This window comes from Paenibacillus beijingensis, assembly GCF_000961095.1.
In the GTDB taxonomy this organism is placed as follows: domain Bacteria; phylum Bacillota; class Bacilli; order Paenibacillales; family Paenibacillaceae; genus Paenibacillus_O; species Paenibacillus_O beijingensis.
This window is the reverse complement of the sequence record NZ_CP011058.1, coordinates 334730-352190: the sequence shown is the minus strand read 5'-3', so window position 1 is coordinate 352190 and position 17461 is coordinate 334730. Positions and strand designations below refer to the sequence as shown.

The window sequence follows — 17461 nt, the reverse complement described above, 5'->3', positions numbered from 1 at the left end:
TATGAAACCACATTATTGATGGGAGCTTATTCATATGGATAAATGGATTTTGATCGACGGAAACAGCATCGCCAACCGGGCTTTCTACGCGATGCCGCCGCTGACCAATTCGGCCGGATTACATACGAATGCGGTTTACGGGTTCACGACGATGCTTTTGAAGCTGTTGGAGGAGGAAAAGCCGACCCATTTGCTCGTCGCGTTCGACGCCGGCAAAGTGACGTTCCGCCACGAAGGGTTCAGCGACTATAAAGGAACGCGCGCGAAGACGCCGCCGGAGCTCTCCGAGCAGTTTCCGATTATGAAGGAGCTGCTGAAAGCGTTCGGAATCGCCCAGTTCGAGCTTGCAGGGTATGAAGCGGACGACATTATCGGAACGATGACGCGGCTTGCCGACGAGAAGGGCGTGGAGACGCTCGTCGTCTCCGGCGACAAGGATATGCTGCAGCTCGCGTCTAGCAAGGTGTCGATTGCGGTTACCCGCAAAGGCGTGAGCGAAGTGGAGCGGTTTACGCCGGAGACGGTCAATGAGAAATACGGGCTGAAGCCGCACCAGATTATCGACCTGAAAGGGCTGATGGGCGATACGTCGGACAATATTCCCGGCATTCCGGGCGTAGGCGAGAAGACCGCACTCAAGCTGCTGCATGAATACGGCTCGGTTGAAGGTGTTCTGGAGAACACCGGTGAGCTGAAGGGCAAAATGAAAGAGCGTGTCGAGCAGCATCGTGATGACGCCCTTATGAGCAAAAAACTGGCGACGATCTTCCGCGAAGTTCCGCTGGAGGGCGCGGAGGGCGGCATCGCTTATGGCGGCTTCGACGCCGAATCGGTGTCGGCCATGTTCGCGAAGCTGGAGTTCCGTTCGCTGACGGAGCGGCTGAACTTGTCCGCCCCCGGTGCGGCCCAAGGGGCGCCGAAAGCGGAGCTGAACGTAGTGCCGGTAGATCCAGGCGATACAGAGGCGGCATCCTTGCTAGCGGCGGCATTCAAGAAGCCGAACGCGCTTTTCTTGGAATCGGTCGGCGACAATCCGCATCATGCGGACATTATCGGGGCGGCGCTGGCTGCTGAAGATACCGTCTATGTGCTCCCTAAGGCGCTGCTGGAAGGGGCAGAAGGGCAGTTTGTCCGCGACTGGCTGTCCGATCCGGAAGCTTCCAAGATCGGCTGCGATCTGCACCGTACGGAGCTGGTGCTTGCAAGGCTGGGCGTTCATCTGCAGGGTGCGGAGTTCGATATTCAGCTCGCCGCTTATTTGCTCGACCCGACGGAAAGCGATCAGAGCGTCAGCGGCATTGCCCAGCGCAGCGGGCTGCCGGCGGTAGCTTCCGACGAATCGGTATACGGCAAAGGCGCCAAGTTTAAAGTGCCGGACAACGCAACGCTCTACGCCCATCTTGCTTCCAAGGCCGACGCGGTCCGCGCCATTGCGCCGCTGCAGCGGGCGGAGCTTGAGAAGAGCGGCATGAACCGGCTCTATTATGAGCTGGAGCAGCCGCTCGCGGTCGTGCTGGCCGACATGGAAAAGCAGGGAATTAAAGTCGATGCCGAAACGATCCAGCAGCTGGGCAAAGATTTGGAGCACGGGATCGAATCTTCGGTGAGCGAAATATACAGACACGCGGGAACCGAGTTCAACATCAATTCCCCGAAGCAGCTGGGCGAAATATTGTTCGATAAGCTGGGACTGCCGGTCATGAAAAAAACAAAAACCGGTTATTCCACCGATGCGGATGTGCTGGAGAAGCTGGAGCCGTATCACGATATCATTCCGCTTATCCTTCACTACCGCCAACTGGCGAAGCTGCAGTCCACCTACGTGGAAGGTTTGCTGAAGGAAGTGCGGAGCGAAACCGGCAAAATCCACACGTACTACCGGCAGACGATTGCCGCAACCGGCCGTCTGTCCAGCCAGTACCCGAACTTGCAGAACATTCCGATCCGGCTGGAGGAAGGACGGAAAATCCGCAAGGCGTTTGTTCCGTCCGAGCCGGGCTGGTACATTTTGGCGGCGGACTACTCGCAGATTGAGCTGCGGGTGCTGGCCCATATTTCCGGCGACGAACGGCTGAAGGAAGCTTTTATCCACGACATGGATATCCATACGAAAACGGCAATGGACGTGTTTGGCGTATCGGAGACGCAGGTGGATGCCAACATGCGGCGTTCGGCCAAAGCGGTCAATTTCGGAATCGTATACGGCATCAGCGATTTCGGACTGTCGCAAAACCTGAACATTACGCGAAAAGAAGCCGCCAAGTTTATCGAGCAATATTTTGACGTATTCAAAGGCGTGCGCAAATATATGGACGATATCGTCATGCAGGCGCGTCAGGACGGTTATGTGAAGACGCTGCTGGAGCGCCGCCGTTACTTGCCGGAAATCAAGGCGTCTAACTTTAATCTGCGTTCGTTTGCCGAGCGGACGGCGATGAATACGCCGATTCAAGGGACGGCCGCGGATATTATTAAGCTCGCAATGGTGCGGATGCAGGAGCGTCTGCGCGAAGAAGGGTTGAAGAGCCGCATGCTGCTTCAGGTGCATGACGAACTTGTATTTGAAGTGCCGGAGGATGAGCTGGAGAAGATGAAGACGCTCGTGCCGGAAGTGATGGAAGGGGCGCTTGCGCTCGATGTTCCGCTTAAGGCGGACGTGAATTACGGCATCAATTGGTACGAGGCGAAGTAAAGGCTGAACAAGGGGAAGCCCGCCGACTGCGACGCTATTTCAGACCGGCTTCGATGTTTCTTTTACCAGGAATAAACATGCGAAGCCGGGCGGGAATCGGGTATAATGGGCTGGAGGTGAAAATAAAATGCCGGAATTGCCGGAGGTTGAAACGGTAAAACGCACATTGAATGAGCTTGTGACGGATAAGACGATCGCTGCGGTAACCGTCTCGCTGCCGCGCATTATTCAGCGCCCCGCAGAGCCGGAGCAGTTTGCAGGCGCCCTTGCCGGCCGGACGATCCGGACGGTGGAGCGGCGGGGGAAGTTTTTGCGACTGATACTCGACGGTCTCGTGCTCGTGTCGCATCTTCGAATGGAAGGCCGCTACGGCTTGTACCGAACGGGGGAGCCGGTCGATAAACATACCCATGTCATTTTTCATTTTCAAGACGGGACCGAGCTGCGCTACAAGGATGTCCGCCAGTTCGGCACGATGCATCTGTTCGAGCCCGGAGAGGATCTTATGCTTCCGCCGCTGAACAAGCTCGGACTGGAGCCGCTGGAGGAGGAGTTTACGCCGGAGGCGCTGCGCGGCAGATTGAAGGGCAAGACGTCGAAAATGAAGCCGCTATTGCTGAACCAGTCCTATATCGCCGGACTTGGCAATATATATGTCGATGAAGCGCTGTTTCAGGCGGGCATCCATCCCGAAGCGGGTGTTGACGAGCTTAAGCCTTCCGACTGGAAAAAGCTTTACGCGTCTATTCGCAGCACGCTCGAGCGCGCGGTGGAAGCGGGCGGTTCGTCCGTTAAGTCCTATGTGAACGGTCAAGGCGACGCCGGATCGTTCCAGCACGAGCTGCTGGTTTACGGCCGCAAAAACGAGCCGTGCCGCAGCTGCGGCACGCTCATCACGAAATCGGTCGTCGGCGGACGCGGCACGCATGTTTGTTTGCAATGCCAGCCGCTGCCGCACAGTCTGCGAATCGCTTCAAAGCAGCAACGGTTATCGGTTATCAAGTAGTCTGGACCGACAAAAGGTTGACGGGCCTTATCCTTCGAGGAGCCAGAGGCGAGGCACAGCCTTCCCATCCCCGCATATGATGTACTGACCTGGGCTAAGCTAAAGCTCAGTCCCGCTTACGGTTCGGAAGAAAAACCGCTGCGGGATTGCATGTGGGGAGGGACAATATGCTGCTTTCGCATTTTGCGTCGCTGCTGCTGCTATCGTCTGCCGTCAGCGTTGACGGCTTCGGCGTCGGCGTAACCTACGGATTAAGACGTATTCGTATTCCCGTCCTGTCCGTTCTGATTATTGCCGGCTGTTCGGGACTCGTCATCTTAATCTCGATGCGTATCGGAGCGTGGCTGTCTGAATTTTTGGCGCCGGAAACGGCCAAATTATTCGGGGCATGCGTCCTGATCGGCATCGGCAGCTGGGGGCTGTTCCAGCTTAGGCGGGGTGGCCGAGAGCCTGACGAAGCGGACGAAGCGGACGAAGCTACGGAAGCCGTTCCGGAAGAGAACTCGTTCATTTCGGAAGAGAATTCCTATGTAGCGTCTGCAGCGGCCAAAACAGTTCTTAAACTGGAAATCAAAACGTTGGGTTTGGTTGTTCAAATTTTACGGACGCCCCAGGAAGCCGATATCGACCGCTCGGGGACCATTTCACCATCAGAAGCGCTCCTGCTTGGTTCTGCGCTGTCGCTCGATGCTTTCGGAGCCGGATTGGGAGCGGCAATGGTCGGACTTGAGCCGCTTGTGACGGCATGCGCGATCACTTTATCGAGCGGACTTTTTCTGCTGCTCGGGCTGCGCTTCGGATTTCGGTTTTCAAGCTGGCATCGAATTCAGTCCTTGTCAGCCTTGCCGGGGATATTGCTTATTTTGATCGGCATTTCCAAGCTGTTTTGAACTCGCTTAGGGTCCCTCCCGATGCTGCGGAGGGATTTTGGGTTTTTCATTAAATGATGACAATATTCTGGGATCGCATGGCGCAGCCAGCGGCGGTCCGTTTCAATAGAGTGGGGTGACCTTGAATGATCATCGGATTAACCGGAGGCATCGCTTGCGGAAAAAGCACCGTCGGCGCTATGCTGATTGAGCTCGGAGCGCTGCTCGTGGATGCCGATCATACCGCAAGGGAAGTCGTTTTACCGGGAGAGAAGGCGCTGGATTCGATTGTAGAGCGCTTTGGACAAGCTGTGCTGAATGCGGATGGAACGTTGAACCGGGCTGCGCTCGGACAGAAGGTTTTTGGAGCGAAGGAGCTGCTTGAACAGCTTGAAAGTATCCTCCATCCGGCGATACGCGAGCGGATGCAAGCCAAGATTGAGGAGTATAAGCGGTCATTCCCCGGGCGCTTAATCGTGGCGGACATCCCGCTGTTGTTCGAAACCGGACAGGATGCGCGGTATGAAGGCGTCATGGTTGTATACATACCGCGGGAAATGCAGATCAGACGGCTGATGGAGCGCAATCATATGCCCATGGAGGAAGCCATGCGGCGTGTCGATCTTCAAATGGACATTGAAGAGAAGAAAAAACGGGCCGATTGGCTGATCGACAACAGCGGTACGCGTGAGCAGACGCGAGCGCAAGTAGAGCGGTTTTGGAAAGAAATGAGGTTTTCATGAGCTGGCTGCTTCGCAAACGGGTACTGCTTCTATTGTTGATCGCGCTTGTGCTTTTTTTATTTCTGAAATCCGATTGGATCGGAAGAAAGATGTATCCGGTCAAATATACGGAGGATATTAAAGCGAGTGCAGGCAATTATAAAATGGATCCTTATTTGATTGCAGCGATCATTCGCGTGGAGACGAATTACACTACCGGCAAAGTGTCCTCGAAGGGGGCGCTCGGCATTATGCAGCTCATGCCTGAAACCGCCGACTGGATTATCGAGAAGGCCGATTTTACGAAAGTAAGCCGTGAAACTCTTGCCGAGCGGGCGGATGTCAATATTGAAGCAGGGGTATGGTATCTTAGATCGCTGCACGAAAAGTTTGACGGCAATTCAGTCGCAGCAGTGGCCGCTTATAATGCAGGGCCGGGAAATGTGAACAAGTGGATCAGCAGCGGGGTCTGGGACGGCAGCCTGGAGTCGGTAAGAAATTTGCCTTTCGGGGAAACGCGGCACTATGTACAACGGGTTATTTACTATTATAATAAGTACAAACAATTATATCCGGAGCTCAAGGGAGCTTCATTATAACCGCTGCAGCACATTGGCTAAGTTTGAAGGCGATGAAGGAAGCTTTCCAAACGGCATGTTTTTTTACCACAGATAGAATTTATAAATTTCGCAGTTGCGAAAATCAATTTCTATCTTGGCGATAAAACCAACCTTTAAACGCGGTCGCTCAACCCTGAGAGGCCTCGATAGAGGTTTTCTTATAAAGCAGGCGCTGCGGTGCATTTGATATGCTTATGGAATAATAAAGCCGGAACAGCCTCCCGCTTCGGAGAGGCTGTCCAGCCCGGTATTAAGCCCGATTATTTGAATTGGCCGGCAAGAGATTGCTCAGCGATTTGCACCAGACGGCGCGTAATGAACCCCCCGAGGGAGCCTGCGTCTTTGGTAGCCATATTACCGTAGTATCCGTCTTGTGGGATCGAGATACCCAGTTCTTGTGCAACTTCAAACTTCATTTGGTCCAGCGCCGCATTGGCTTGCGGTACGACCAGTTGGTTGCTGCTGCGATTCTGACTCATTGTGATTCACCTCCTTCACTTTGGTAACTGTATTATGCGGCGACAATTAAAACTTCATACGCAGTTTTCGTGGTAAATATATCCGAGATGCAATGCGATGCCATGAAGAATTGAAACTAGAAAGGAGGATGCAAAGGCGTGAAATGTCCTTATTGCGATTATGCCGGCACCAAGGTGCTGGATTCCCGTCCCGCGAACGAAAATAAATCGATCCGCCGCCGCCGCGAATGCGAGCAGTGCAGCCGACGTTTTACGACGTTCGAGATGGTGGAGGAAACGCCGCTGATCGTCATCAAGAAAGACGGCAGCCGCGAAGAATTCAGCCGCGACAAAATATTGCGGGGATTGATCCGCGCTTGCGAGAAGCGTCCCGTCTCGGTGGAGAGGCTGGAAGTGATCGTATCCGAAGCGGAAAAGGAGCTGCGGACGACAGCAAAGGCAGAAGTGGAAAGCCGCGAAATCGGCGAGCTGGTCATGGCCCAGCTGTACCCGGTGGACGAGGTGGCTTATGTCCGCTTTGCCTCCGTTTACCGCCAGTTCAAGGACATCGACATGTTCATGAAAGAGCTTACGAGTCTGCTCTCCAGACCTCCGATGAATGAGGAACAACAAGAGTAGATAGGAGCTGAAAAAAAACTAGAAAAAAGATTGACTCCTCTGCCGGCCTTGTGATATTATAAATCCTGTCGTCAGATCGGGGCCATAGCTCAGCTGGGAGAGCGCATCGCTGGCAGCGATGAGGTCAGGGGTTCGATCCCCCTTGGCTCCACCATACATAAGTAATCAAACCACGTTGAAATAAACGTGGTTTTTCTTATGTATGGTGGAGCTTGCCAAGGGGACGAACCCGGGTTCGACCGCGCGGACGGAGTGAATACGGAGGAGCACGGCGTCTGAATCTACCGCTAAAAGTCCTCATTGAGTAAGCTTCGTCAGCCTATGATCAGGATTCGGACATCCCCCTTGGCTCCACCATACATAAGTAATCAAACCACGTTGAAATAAACGTGGTTTTTCTTATGTATGGTGGAGCTTGCCAAGGGGACGAACCCGGGTTCGACCGCGCGGACGGAGTGAATACGGAGGAGCACGGCGTCTGAATCTACCGCTAAAAGTCCTCATTGAGTAAGCTTCGTCAGCCTATGATCAGGATTCGGACATCCCCCTTGGCTCCACCAAACAATAAACTTTAACCACTTCAATAGGAAGCGGTTTTTTTGTGTTTGGTGGAGTCCCTTAAAGGGGGCGATCGTAAATTCAATCTGAACGAATTCCTGAAAATGAATAGGTCACTAAATTTTTGACATAAACGTCATCTAAATGTTCACCTAGTACTAGCAATCGGTAGAAAATCGGCCCGTAAATGAGGTCAATGCTTAATTCGATATCGAGATTTTCCTTCAATTCTCCGCGCTGAACCCCTCGTTCGATAAGATTCCTAGCCTCAAGCCGGCGAGGATGGAAATATCTGGTCCGGTATGCCTCTGCCAGTCCTGCATCAAATTGCCCTTCACCAATAAGCTCCGTTATGATTTTACCTTCCCGACTCGTCAAGAAGCGAGCTAAATTAGTGGCATGAATCTGTATATCATTAAATACTGAGCCCGTGTCGGGGACAGGCAGTCTTGCTGCGGAAGCAGAGAGGAAGCCATCGATAACGACAGCAGCCTTGTTGGGCCACCATTTATAAATGGTGGCTTTACTAACTCCTGCGCGCTCAGCAATTTTTTCTACAGTGACCGTTCCAAAGCCATTTTCCAACAACAAATCATATGAAGCAGAAAGGATGGACTTTTGCGTTTCAACATTACGTGGACGCCCTCTTTTGACATTCACATGAATCTTCCCCTTCAATAAAAACTATACGTTCATTATACTGAACATCCAATAAAAGAAAAAGTAAATTCAGCTATTTACAAAACCGTACGTTCAGTATATTATTTAAACATGAATTACTAAACTAAACGTTCATTATTTATTTTGTGGCGGTGCTGCTGAACATTGTTAGCCCTGCCGCACACTCAGAAATGAAAATGAGGAGGATTGCAATGCAAACGACACAAATCGAGGGTAAACGCATTTCAAGTTGGATTATGTTTCTGTTAGCGTCCGCTTGCGGTCTTATCGTTGCCAATCTTTATTATGCTCAAACCCTGGTAGGACCTATTAGTGACGCCACGGGTCTTTCTTCCGGAGCAGCAGGATTAATTGTCACTTTAACTCAAATCGGTTATGTTGTAGGGCTGCTGTTCATCGTACCGCTCAGTGACATTATTGAAAATCGGCGCCTCGTGGTAGTATCGCTGATTGTTGTGGTAGGTGCATTGCTTGCGGCAACATTCGCCCCCAATCCGCCGTTGTTCCTGACAGCGTCCCTGCTTATTGGAATGGCATCGGTGGTAGCCCAAATACTGGTTCCCTATGCTACCTATTTAGCGTCTGAAGAGCAGAGCGGCCGCGTGGTAGGAAACGTGATGAGCGGACTCTTACTCGGAATTATGTTTGCCCGGCCGGTGGCAAGCTTTATAACCGGCATTTGGGGATGGCAAGCCGTATTTGCTTTGTCTGCGATTGTTATTACTTTATTGACGGTTCTGCTGTCACGTATTCTCCCTAAGCGTAAGCCTTTACCTACGATAGACTACGGTAAATTAATCGTCACTTTAGGCACTCTTTTAAAACAAACGCCTATATTGCGCCGCCGGGCCATTTATCAAGCTTGTTTGTTTGGGGCCTTTAGCCTTTTTTGGACTGTGGTTCCTTTACGATTGGCGGATGATTTCGGAATGTCCCAGCAAGGCATCGCATTGTTTGCTTTAGCAGGTGTGGGAGGTGCAATAGCGGCGCCGATTGCTGGAAGACTGGCGGATAAAGGCTGGACCGGATTTTTGACCGTACTGGCAATGATTATTGCCGCTTTGTCTTTGTTGCTCACATATCTTTTTCAAGACAATTCAACAACGGCTCTTGCACTGCTTGTTCTTGCTGCTATTATGCTGGATATGGCCGTATCGGGAAATCTTGTTCTTGGACAGCGTGCGATTTTTTCGTTGGGGAGTGAAGCAAGGGGCCGTCTGAACGGGCTTTTCATGTCCATATTCTTCATTGGCGGAGCAATTGGCTCATCTTTGGGCGGTTGGTCTTATGCCCATGGCGGCTGGAGTTTCACATCTCTAATTGGAGTTGTTATGCCGCTCTTAGCCTTACTTTACTTTATTACCGAAAAAATACCCGGGTTCAGTCCGCGCGGACGGAGTTGAGTGAGGCCACTGAAAAAGTCCCTTTGATGTAAGGAAGGTACAGCCACTCAAGAAAAATGAGTGCTGTACCTTTTTCTTGTCCTTCGTTTTACCTCCGGCTTTTCAATTTAGCAATTTCCAGCTTGGTCAGATCTATAGTTGAATTATAAAACTTGACCAAGAACTCAAGTTCCTCTACAGAGTATGTTTCAAGCAACTTTTCGAAAGCTTCCCCCATTGAACGATACACATTGTTAGAGGTAGATAGCATATCTTGATTGATGGTAACAATCACTTTACGGCGGTCTTTGGTATCCGGTACGCGGCTTGCGAAATTTCCTTGTTCCAGGCGGTCGATTACATTTGAAACCGCACCGGTAGTGAGGTTTAGTCGTTCAGCAAGTTGTCCGGCCGTCATAGGGCCTTCTTGCAATAGAGCCGAAATTGTCTTCAGGTCAGTAATCCCTAACCCGAGCTTTGCGGCCGCGACCTGATGAAAAAGGGCAGTTTCGGTACTAGCCGTTTGGGCTAAGCTTTGCATTTGATCCATAAGATCCCTTCGCTTCTCTGAATCGTTCATAAAACGCGCTCCTTTATCACTTGACAGAATTTATCTTAACGATTAAGATAATAATTAAGATATTAACAAAGATATTATAGTACGATTCGAAAAATTTCTCAAGAAGAGAGGTTCATTCATTGAACATTGACACTCACTTCGTATCCTCTAAAGACGGCACGACCATTGGTTATCGCCAAATGGGGCAAGGTCCCGGGTTGTTAATTGTTCACGGCACTATGGAATCGTCTCTAAGCCATAGCCAATTGGCCGAAGTACTTGCGGACAACTTCACGGTTTACTTGCCCGATCGTCGTGGGCGCGGCCTTAGCGGTCCATATAGGAAAGACCACAAGATCCAGAAGGATGTGGAAGACCTCAAGGCTGTTCTTTCTAGTACAGGTGCTAACTTCGTATTTGGCATTAGTGCAGGCGCTCTTATCTGCCTCCAAGCGGCACTCAATTCATCTAATATTCACAAAGCCGCTCTCTTTGACCCTCCTTTAATCATTAACGGGTCGGTATCGGGCGATTTCATGGCACGGTATGACAAAGAGATTGCCGACGGAGACTTGGTGTCAGCGCTGGTCACAGCTATGTTGGGAGGACAAATGGGGCCGCCTGTTTTTAATTCTGTCCCTCGCTGGTTGCTTAAAATGCTCACGAAGATGATGATGACAGGCGACGAGAAGAATACCAAGAACGACGATGTAACGATAAGGAAGCTGGCTCCGACGATTCACTATGATTTTAATTTGTCTTTCGAGCTGGAAGACAAGCATGAATGTTTTAGAGCAATTGACGCCGAGGTTCTATTACTTGGAGCAAGCAAAAGTCCGAACTACTTCAAAATAGCTCTGGATACCCTGACACAAATTCTTCCTCATGCTAAACGTATTGAATTTGCCGGACTTAATCACGGGGCCACAGGAAATACCAACAGAGGCGGCAAGCCAGAACGCGTTGCTCAAGAATTGCTCCGATTTTTTAAGACGGGGATATAACAAAGGAGGGATATTAAATGAAAATTTCAGATAATACTCGAGGTTATAACGTATCGGGAATCAATCGGTGGCTCGCTCTCGGTGCAGTCGCCGGACCGATTATGTTTACGCTAGCATACACAATCCTAGGTTTTCTGCGTCCCGGCTATTCGCTTGTCAGTGAGCCTGTCAGCGGCCTTGGGGTTGGAGCAAATGCTTTCGCCATGAATGCATCTTTCGTACTGCTGGGGCTCTTGATATTTGTTGGCGTAATAGGCATCTTCCGAAGCATGAAGGAGCTCGGTGCAGTTGCGCGTTGGAGTTGCATCATCCTGCTCGAACTCTCGCCGATTGGCGCTATTATTTGCGGTCTTTACACCTACATTGATCCTGATGTATATGTTTATGACCACTTTTGACTATCTGAACACAGATGTAGGAACAGCAGGGTTAATCGAGCGAATCTTGATAATCGAGGTTCATACCTTCTATGTGGCCTTAGGCTGGATAATCTTACGCCAAAAGTCGAGATAGTCATTCTGGCATGAGCTCACCAATGAGGGAAAGCGCATCGCTGGCAGCGATGAGGTCAGGGGTTCAATCCGAAACGGAATGGCTCCACATCGAAATTACAGGCTTGCAAATAAACGTTCCGTCTTTAATAAATATTGCTGGCGTTTCTCCAAATTGCGATGTTCCATTCGGGTGTAGTTGTACCATTTCAGCTTGTTGTCCCCATTTTACGAAATGTTCCTCGAAAATGTTCGAAAGTTTCGGAGCAGGTACGATGTTGAGCAGATGCGATTTCTTGTTCAGTGCATGAAAGATACTTCCGAAGCCTCATGGGTTCAAGAGGAAGCTCCCGCGGAAGTGGCTGAATCGGCTCATGATCAATCTTGAGGCAGGGGGAGTCTTCAAGCAGTGAACGAAGCGAACGACTTATGAAACTGGCCTAAGGAATCGTAAAACCGTTAATTCAGGAATAATGAGACTTCTTGAGCGATAACGAATCCTACAATCACTATTTCATCAAATAACAACCCAACCGAGTCGATAGGAATCGAATAGTGACGCTACAATTCGTTAGAGCTTGGAACAGGTTCAATATGTACAAATAACGATGACTCGGTTCATAAGCCATACGTTGCTGGTCTGTGATCGCAGATGTTCATTTCTACGAACGCATCGACAGTGTCGCGTGGTTGCGCAGGAATGCTATTTTTCGCTCCATTATGCAAGTTTTGATTAATTCTGTGAAAATGTTAATCCTATACAAGTAATTTGCTGTGCTATAATTTTGCGTGAGAAGATGAACGTTGAGTGCTTAACAGACTTAATAAGCTGGGAGGTACAAATGATCAGAAAATTCAAGCCGACTATTATCGCAATGGTTGCGGGATTGCTTCTGCTTTGTATCGGACCGATGTCCATTGTCTCCGCGGGGGCAGCTGCAGCATCGAAAGATGTGACCATAAAAGTAAATAGCGATACTGTGAGGATAAACGATCCTGTTTTTATAAAGGAAGGCCGAATATATGCGCCCGTGGCTCTCATCGCCGGATTATTCGGAGCGCAGTCTAGATGGGATAAAGAAAATCAGGAATTAATGATACATACGGCATTTAATGATCATATTGTTCTTGGAGACGGCGTTCCGGTCGTATACTTCAACGAAGTCCGCTATTGGATGGACGCCCCTCCATTCGTTAAGGACGGCAGGTTATATATTCCGCTGCTTCAGCTGTCGGAGCTGCTCCATGCAAACTTGAGCGTTAATTCAGATTCCGACGTTGTCGAACTCATAACGGTGCCGCAAGCGGTCGTAACGGAAGAGTCAGGCTTGGATGAAATCAGCAAGGAATTTGGAACCGGCAAGTCTGAACTATTGAAGCGGAACGGGCTGGATGCCAAGGCGACGATCAAATCGGGAGCGAAGCTTAAGGTCGTTATCCCAACGTTTTTTAATAAGAAAGCAGAACCGTTCACGGAACAGGACTTGATGCTGCTCGCCAAGATAACGATGATCGAGGCCGGACATGAAACGTATGAGGGTCAGCTCGCCGTTGCGAACGTCATTTTGAATCGGGTAAAGGATACAAGATTTCCGGATTCGATTCGCGACGTGATTTATTCGGGGAAGCAGTTTCCACCAGCGCATAATGGCATTCTTGAGAAGTGCAAGCCTCATGCAACCGCTCTGCGTGCCGCCAAGGATGCCTTAAACGGGAATAATAACGTCGAGAATGCGGTCTATTTCTTCAATCCCGATATTTCCAAGGGAGCGTTTTGGTCCAGCCTGGATGTTAAGGTAACGATAGGTCATCATCGTTTTGCCAGATAGGAAAGTCCGTTCAAACACGCCATTACTGGCGTGTTTTTTTGCGTTAGAGGAGCGTAACAAAGGAGGTGTACCGGGAGGGCGTTCCACGCTCCACGATAACGATAACACGGCCCTCGTAAATCATTTTTTCAGCACAATCCCACAACTTGGTTTACAAAAAAGGGAAATGAAGGAATATGTCGAATTTCCATATTAAAAAATAGCGTCACTTTTTGATCATCTGGGCGTATTCCTAATGTGTGGGAAGAGGAGGTGTCAGTATTGACCGGTACAAAGTACATCAAACTGCTCGGACTTATTTCAGGCGTGGCGGTTTTGGATATACTCGTGCTCTCGCCCGGATTTTTAGGGGTTGAAATAGGCGGTGGCGCTTTTGCAACAGCATCCGGAGTAACATTGCTGTGCGCCAGTGCGCTTGCTCTGTTTTACGGCAGTTATGTCCTGCTGTTTAAACCGCCCGTTATTTTACCTGTTAAGCAAATCCAAACACGCGCAGATTTCGTGGAAGCTTTGACGCGCTACCGGCGTGTAAAAGCGCTGGAAGACGACATTACGCTTGCCTTGGAGCAAGTAGACCGGATGAATAAGAAGACGGGCACCCTGCTAAACGTCCTCCACCAGAGATTCGATGCGACGGAGTTAACTTACAAGAAGTTTGCTTCCGTCATTCAAGAGGTAGAAAAGCTGTTTTACCTTAATATGAGGAGTATTCTGAACAGGCTCCATGTTTTTGACGAGTCGGAGTTCGAGAGTGGCAGACGTCAAAGGACAACACCTTTTTCTCAAGAGCTTATTCAAGAAAAAACAAATCTGCACAACGAGTTTCTGTTTTTCATGAAAAGCTCCTTAGGCACGAACGAGGAAATTTTGTTGAAGCTGGATAAGCTGCTGCTGGAGATTTCCCGCTTGGATAGTTTTGAGCCGGGTGATTTTGAAAATATGCCCTGCATGCAGGAAATAAACGCCTTGATTAACCAAACCAAATATTATAAACAGTGAGAGGTGCTGCGTTTGGCAAAGAAGAGCAAGTTTTTCCTTCTATCAGGTCTAATTTTGGTAATCGTTTTCGGGCTTGTGTATGCAGGGGTAAGATTAACCTCTAATTTGGGGAAATCAAAAGTTCAAGTGACTGCGGAAAATGCAGATAAGCGATTAAGTAATCTTTATTCCGATATCAAGGTAACAACCGAAACGCCGGTAAAGGGCCAGATCGATCTTAACCCGATTGATGTCGCGGAGTCCCTGCCGGATATCTCCAAGTTCCCGATCACCGTGGACAACACGACGGATACTTTTGCGGAGATCTTTTCATCTACCGAAAAATCGGGCAGCGGCGTCGACGGATGGTTGACTGAGGTAGCCACCGAATTTAACAAGTCGAATATTATCGTAGACGGGAAACCGGCTTCGGTTAAGATTCGCAATATCGCTTCCGGTACGGCCGCGGACTTTATCAAATCCGGTAAATACGTACCAGACGCTTTCACGCCGTCAAACGAGCTGTGGGGCGAAATGGTCAAGGCGAGCGGTGTTAACGCTCAGCTTGTTTCCAAGCGTCTCGCCGGGAATGTTCCCGGTATTGTCATCGCCAAAGCCAAATACGATGCCTTAGTGGAGACGTACGGGTTCGTGAATGTCAAAACCGTTACCGAAGCGATCGCAAACAACGAATTCTCGATGGGTTATACGGATCCTTTTGCCAGCTCAACAGGCTTAAACTTCCTTGTAACAGCTCTCCATACGTTCGACAGTTCCAACATGTTGGGAGATAAAGCGGTTCAGGGGTTTGAAAAATTTCAAGCCAATGTGCCCTTTATTGCGTCGACAACGATACAAATGCGGGATGCGGCCAAGTCGGGTATGCTTGACGGGTTTGTGCTCGAGTACCAGACGTATGTCAATGCGGCGGACTTGAAGAACGGTTACGTTTTCACTCCTTTCGGTGTAAGACATGACAGTCCGTTGTATGCGCTGGGCGATCTGCCTCAAACGAAGCTGGACATTATTAAGAAGTTTGCGGATTTTGTTTTACAGGATAAGTATCAACAGTTAGCGAAGGAAAAGGGCTTCAATAATCTCGATGACTACAAGCCGGAGCTTGCCGCAGTCGATGGAAGCCTTTTGTCATCCGCGCAGAAATTGTGGAAAGAAAAGAAGAATGGAAATAAGCCGATTGCGGCTGTTTTCGTAGCCGATGTGTCCGGCAGTATGGCGGGTGAACCTCTGAACCGCTTGAAAGAATCGTTATTGAAGGGTCAAAAGTATTTGGGGAAAGACAATAGTATCGGCCTTGTCTCTTATTCCGATGATGTAACCATTAATCTGCCGATTGGAAAATACGATACGAACCAGCAGTCCATGTTCGTCGGGGCGGTGAACAGCCTCGAAGCGAGCGGAGGTACGGCTACCTTTGATGGAATTGTTGTCGCTTTGAAAATGCTTCAAGATGAGTTAGCTCTCCATCCGAATGAAAAACCGATTATCTTTGTCTTAAGCGATGGCGAGACGAATGAGGGCTATTCGTTAAAGGATGTCAGGGGGTTAATTGAGAACTACAAGGTTCCCATCTATACGATCGGGTATAATGCCAACATTAAGGCGCTTCAAAGCATTTCGAGCATCAACGAAGCGGCCAGCATTAATGCCGATACGGATGATGTGATCTACAAGATCGGAAACTTGTTTAACGTTCAAATGTAACTTATACCTAAGCTTAACCTTACGAAGTGGTTTTGCTGACGCAAAACCTAAGCTTAACCTTACGAAGTGGTTTTGCTGACGCAAAACCTTAAGGAGGATGACGATGTCTTTTTCGATGGAAGTGACAAGTCCGGAAGAGATTAAGGCCGCCATTGAACAAGAGGTTAAACCTGTGCCCGAGGAAGTTGCAAAGCTCAAGGAGGCAGCCGATTCGAACGTTGCAACGATTATGGCGCTCGATATCGAGTCGCTTGAAAAGCGCAAAGAGATTCTGCAATCCATCGAAACGTTCGGTCTAAACACGATGAAATCGTCTTCGCAGAAAAATTCCTTGCTGCAGGTTTCGATCGGGAATCTCTCCAAGACGGGCGATGAGGGAGGCCAGGTAGCCAAAGGGCTCGCGGAGCTGCACACCCAGTTGAAGGATTTGGATCCGAGCATGGTGGATTTTGCTAAAAAAGGTTTCCTGAGCAAGCTGTTTAATCCGCTGCGGGCCTACTTTCTCAAGTACGAAAAAGCCGATTCCGTAATCGCGGATATTGTTGTTTCTTTGGATAAGGGCAAGGCGACGCTCAAAAACGATAACACCACATTGGAGATCGAGCAGCAGACGCTTCGGGATTTGACCAAAAAGCTTCAAAAGGAAATTCAGCTGGGCGCTTTGATGGATGAGTCGATTGAATCGCAGCTTGAAGCGGGCAAACTGCGTTCGGAAGACCCTGACAAGATCCGTTTCATCACGGAAGAAGTGCTGTTCCCTCTGCGTCAGCGGGTGATGGACCTGCAGCAGATGCTGGTCGTCAATCAGCAGGGGATTATGGCCATCGAAGTGGTCGTCCGAAATAACAAAGAACTGATTCGCGGGGTCGACCGTGCGAATAACGTGACGATTTCGGCATTGAAAATATCGGTAACGGTCGCCGGCGCGCTCTATAATCAAAGGATTGTTTTGAAAAAGATTGAGCTCCTGAACGAGACCACGAATAATTTGATTGCCGGCACGTCCAGATTGCTTAAAGATCAAGGAGCTGAGATCCACAAGCAATCGCTTGAAACGAGTATCTCGGTCGAAACGCTGAAACAAGCCTTTACGGATGTGTTGGCCGCTCTCGATTCGATCAGCACCTACAAGCAGGAAGCTCTTCCAAAAATGCGCGAAACGATCCATCAGTTCCGGGAATTGGCCGATGATGGCGAGAAGCAGATTGTTCGTCTGGAGAAAGGTCATAAGTTGGGTCTGTAACATATGGA

Annotated in this window: 16 protein-coding genes and 1 tRNA gene; 14 read left to right on the top strand and 3 right to left on the bottom strand. The window is 49.6% G+C overall.

Features of this window, described 5'->3' with window-relative positions; translation table 11 throughout:
* Positions 1-34 precede the first annotated feature (34 nt).
* The 5 genes from polA (at position 35) to VN24_RS01615 (ending at position 5888) form a co-directional block, all read left to right on the top strand.
* Positions 35-2692, top strand: a complete 2658-nt coding sequence (gene polA / locus VN24_RS01635; RefSeq protein WP_045669001.1) for a DNA polymerase I — start codon at positions 35-37, stop codon at positions 2690-2692.
* A 127-nt stretch (positions 2693-2819) separates the two neighbouring features.
* Complete coding sequence (mutM, locus tag VN24_RS01630; protein ID WP_045669000.1) at positions 2820-3698, top strand: DNA-formamidopyrimidine glycosylase; 879 nt, start codon at positions 2820-2822, stop codon at positions 3696-3698.
* Between the two features lie 167 nt (positions 3699-3865).
* A complete protein-coding gene (locus VN24_RS01625; RefSeq protein WP_045668999.1) occupies positions 3866-4588 on the top strand; it encodes a manganese efflux pump in 723 nt (240 codons plus the stop codon).
* A 125-nt stretch (positions 4589-4713) separates the two neighbouring features.
* A complete protein-coding gene (gene coaE / locus VN24_RS01620; protein ID WP_045668998.1) occupies positions 4714-5310 on the top strand; it encodes a dephospho-CoA kinase in 597 nt (198 codons plus the stop codon).
* On the top strand, positions 5307-5888 hold the full coding sequence (locus VN24_RS01615; protein WP_045668997.1) for a lytic transglycosylase domain-containing protein: 582 nt from the start codon (positions 5307-5309) through the stop codon (positions 5886-5888). The genes coaE and VN24_RS01615 overlap by 4 nt, the downstream gene beginning before the upstream one ends.
* A 281-nt stretch (positions 5889-6169) precedes the next feature.
* Here VN24_RS01615 and VN24_RS01610 read toward each other — a convergent pair whose 3' ends face one another.
* Entirely contained in the window at positions 6170-6388 is a 219-nt protein-coding gene (locus VN24_RS01610; RefSeq protein ID WP_045668996.1) for an alpha/beta-type small acid-soluble spore protein, read from the bottom strand.
* Between the two features lie 138 nt (positions 6389-6526).
* Between VN24_RS01610 and nrdR the strand changes: the two genes are divergently transcribed.
* On the top strand, positions 6527-7006 hold the full coding sequence (nrdR, locus tag VN24_RS01605) for a transcriptional regulator NrdR (RefSeq protein ID WP_045668995.1): 480 nt from the start codon (positions 6527-6529) through the stop codon (positions 7004-7006).
* Positions 7007-7084: 78 nt separating this feature from the next.
* Positions 7085-7160: transfer RNA gene (locus VN24_RS01600), tRNA-Ala, on the top strand.
* A 485-nt stretch (positions 7161-7645) separates the two neighbouring features.
* Here VN24_RS01600 and VN24_RS01595 read toward each other — a convergent pair.
* Complete coding sequence (locus VN24_RS01595; protein WP_045668994.1) at positions 7646-8224, bottom strand: TetR/AcrR family transcriptional regulator; 579 nt, start codon at positions 8222-8224, stop codon at positions 7646-7648.
* A gap of 212 nt (positions 8225-8436) precedes the next feature.
* Here VN24_RS01595 and VN24_RS01590 point away from each other — a divergent pair, with 212 nt between their 5' ends.
* Positions 8437-9648 (top strand): MFS transporter, encoded by a 1212-nt coding sequence (locus tag VN24_RS01590; protein ID WP_045668993.1) that lies wholly within the window; start codon positions 8437-8439, stop codon positions 9646-9648.
* An 88-nt stretch (positions 9649-9736) separates the two neighbouring features.
* On the opposite strand, the gene VN24_RS01585 is transcribed toward VN24_RS01590, so the two are convergent.
* Complete coding sequence (locus VN24_RS01585; RefSeq protein ID WP_045668992.1) at positions 9737-10207, bottom strand: MarR family winged helix-turn-helix transcriptional regulator; 471 nt, start codon at positions 10205-10207, stop codon at positions 9737-9739.
* 119 nt (positions 10208-10326) lie between these two features.
* On the opposite strand from VN24_RS01585, the gene VN24_RS01580 reads away from it, so the two are divergent.
* The 6 genes from VN24_RS01580 to VN24_RS01555 all read left to right on the top strand — a co-directional run bounded on the left by VN24_RS01580 (position 10327) and on the right by VN24_RS01555 (position 17453).
* Positions 10327-11190 carry an alpha/beta fold hydrolase gene (locus tag VN24_RS01580; RefSeq protein ID WP_045668991.1) on the top strand — a complete coding sequence of 288 codons (864 nt, stop codon included), beginning with the start codon at positions 10327-10329 and terminating at the stop codon, positions 11188-11190.
* 17 nt (positions 11191-11207) lie between these two features.
* The gene (locus VN24_RS01575) at positions 11208-11588 is read left to right on the top strand and encodes a DUF998 domain-containing protein (RefSeq protein ID WP_045668990.1); all 381 of its coding nucleotides are present in this window, start codon (positions 11208-11210) and stop codon (positions 11586-11588) included.
* Between the two features lie 935 nt (positions 11589-12523).
* Positions 12524-13510 (top strand): cell wall hydrolase, encoded by a 987-nt coding sequence (locus tag VN24_RS01570; protein WP_045668989.1) that lies wholly within the window; start codon positions 12524-12526, stop codon positions 13508-13510.
* A gap of 252 nt (positions 13511-13762) precedes the next feature.
* Positions 13763-14509 (top strand): hypothetical protein, encoded by a 747-nt coding sequence (locus VN24_RS01565; RefSeq protein ID WP_420798592.1) that lies wholly within the window; start codon positions 13763-13765, stop codon positions 14507-14509.
* A 12-nt stretch (positions 14510-14521) separates the two neighbouring features.
* Entirely contained in the window at positions 14522-16210 is a 1689-nt protein-coding gene (locus VN24_RS01560; RefSeq protein ID WP_045668987.1) for a vWA domain-containing protein, read from the top strand.
* Positions 16211-16313: 103 nt separating this feature from the next.
* Positions 16314-17453 carry a toxic anion resistance protein gene (locus tag VN24_RS01555; protein WP_045668986.1) on the top strand — a complete coding sequence of 380 codons (1140 nt, stop codon included), beginning with the start codon at positions 16314-16316 and terminating at the stop codon, positions 17451-17453.
* The last annotated feature ends 8 nt before the right edge of the window (positions 17454-17461 follow it).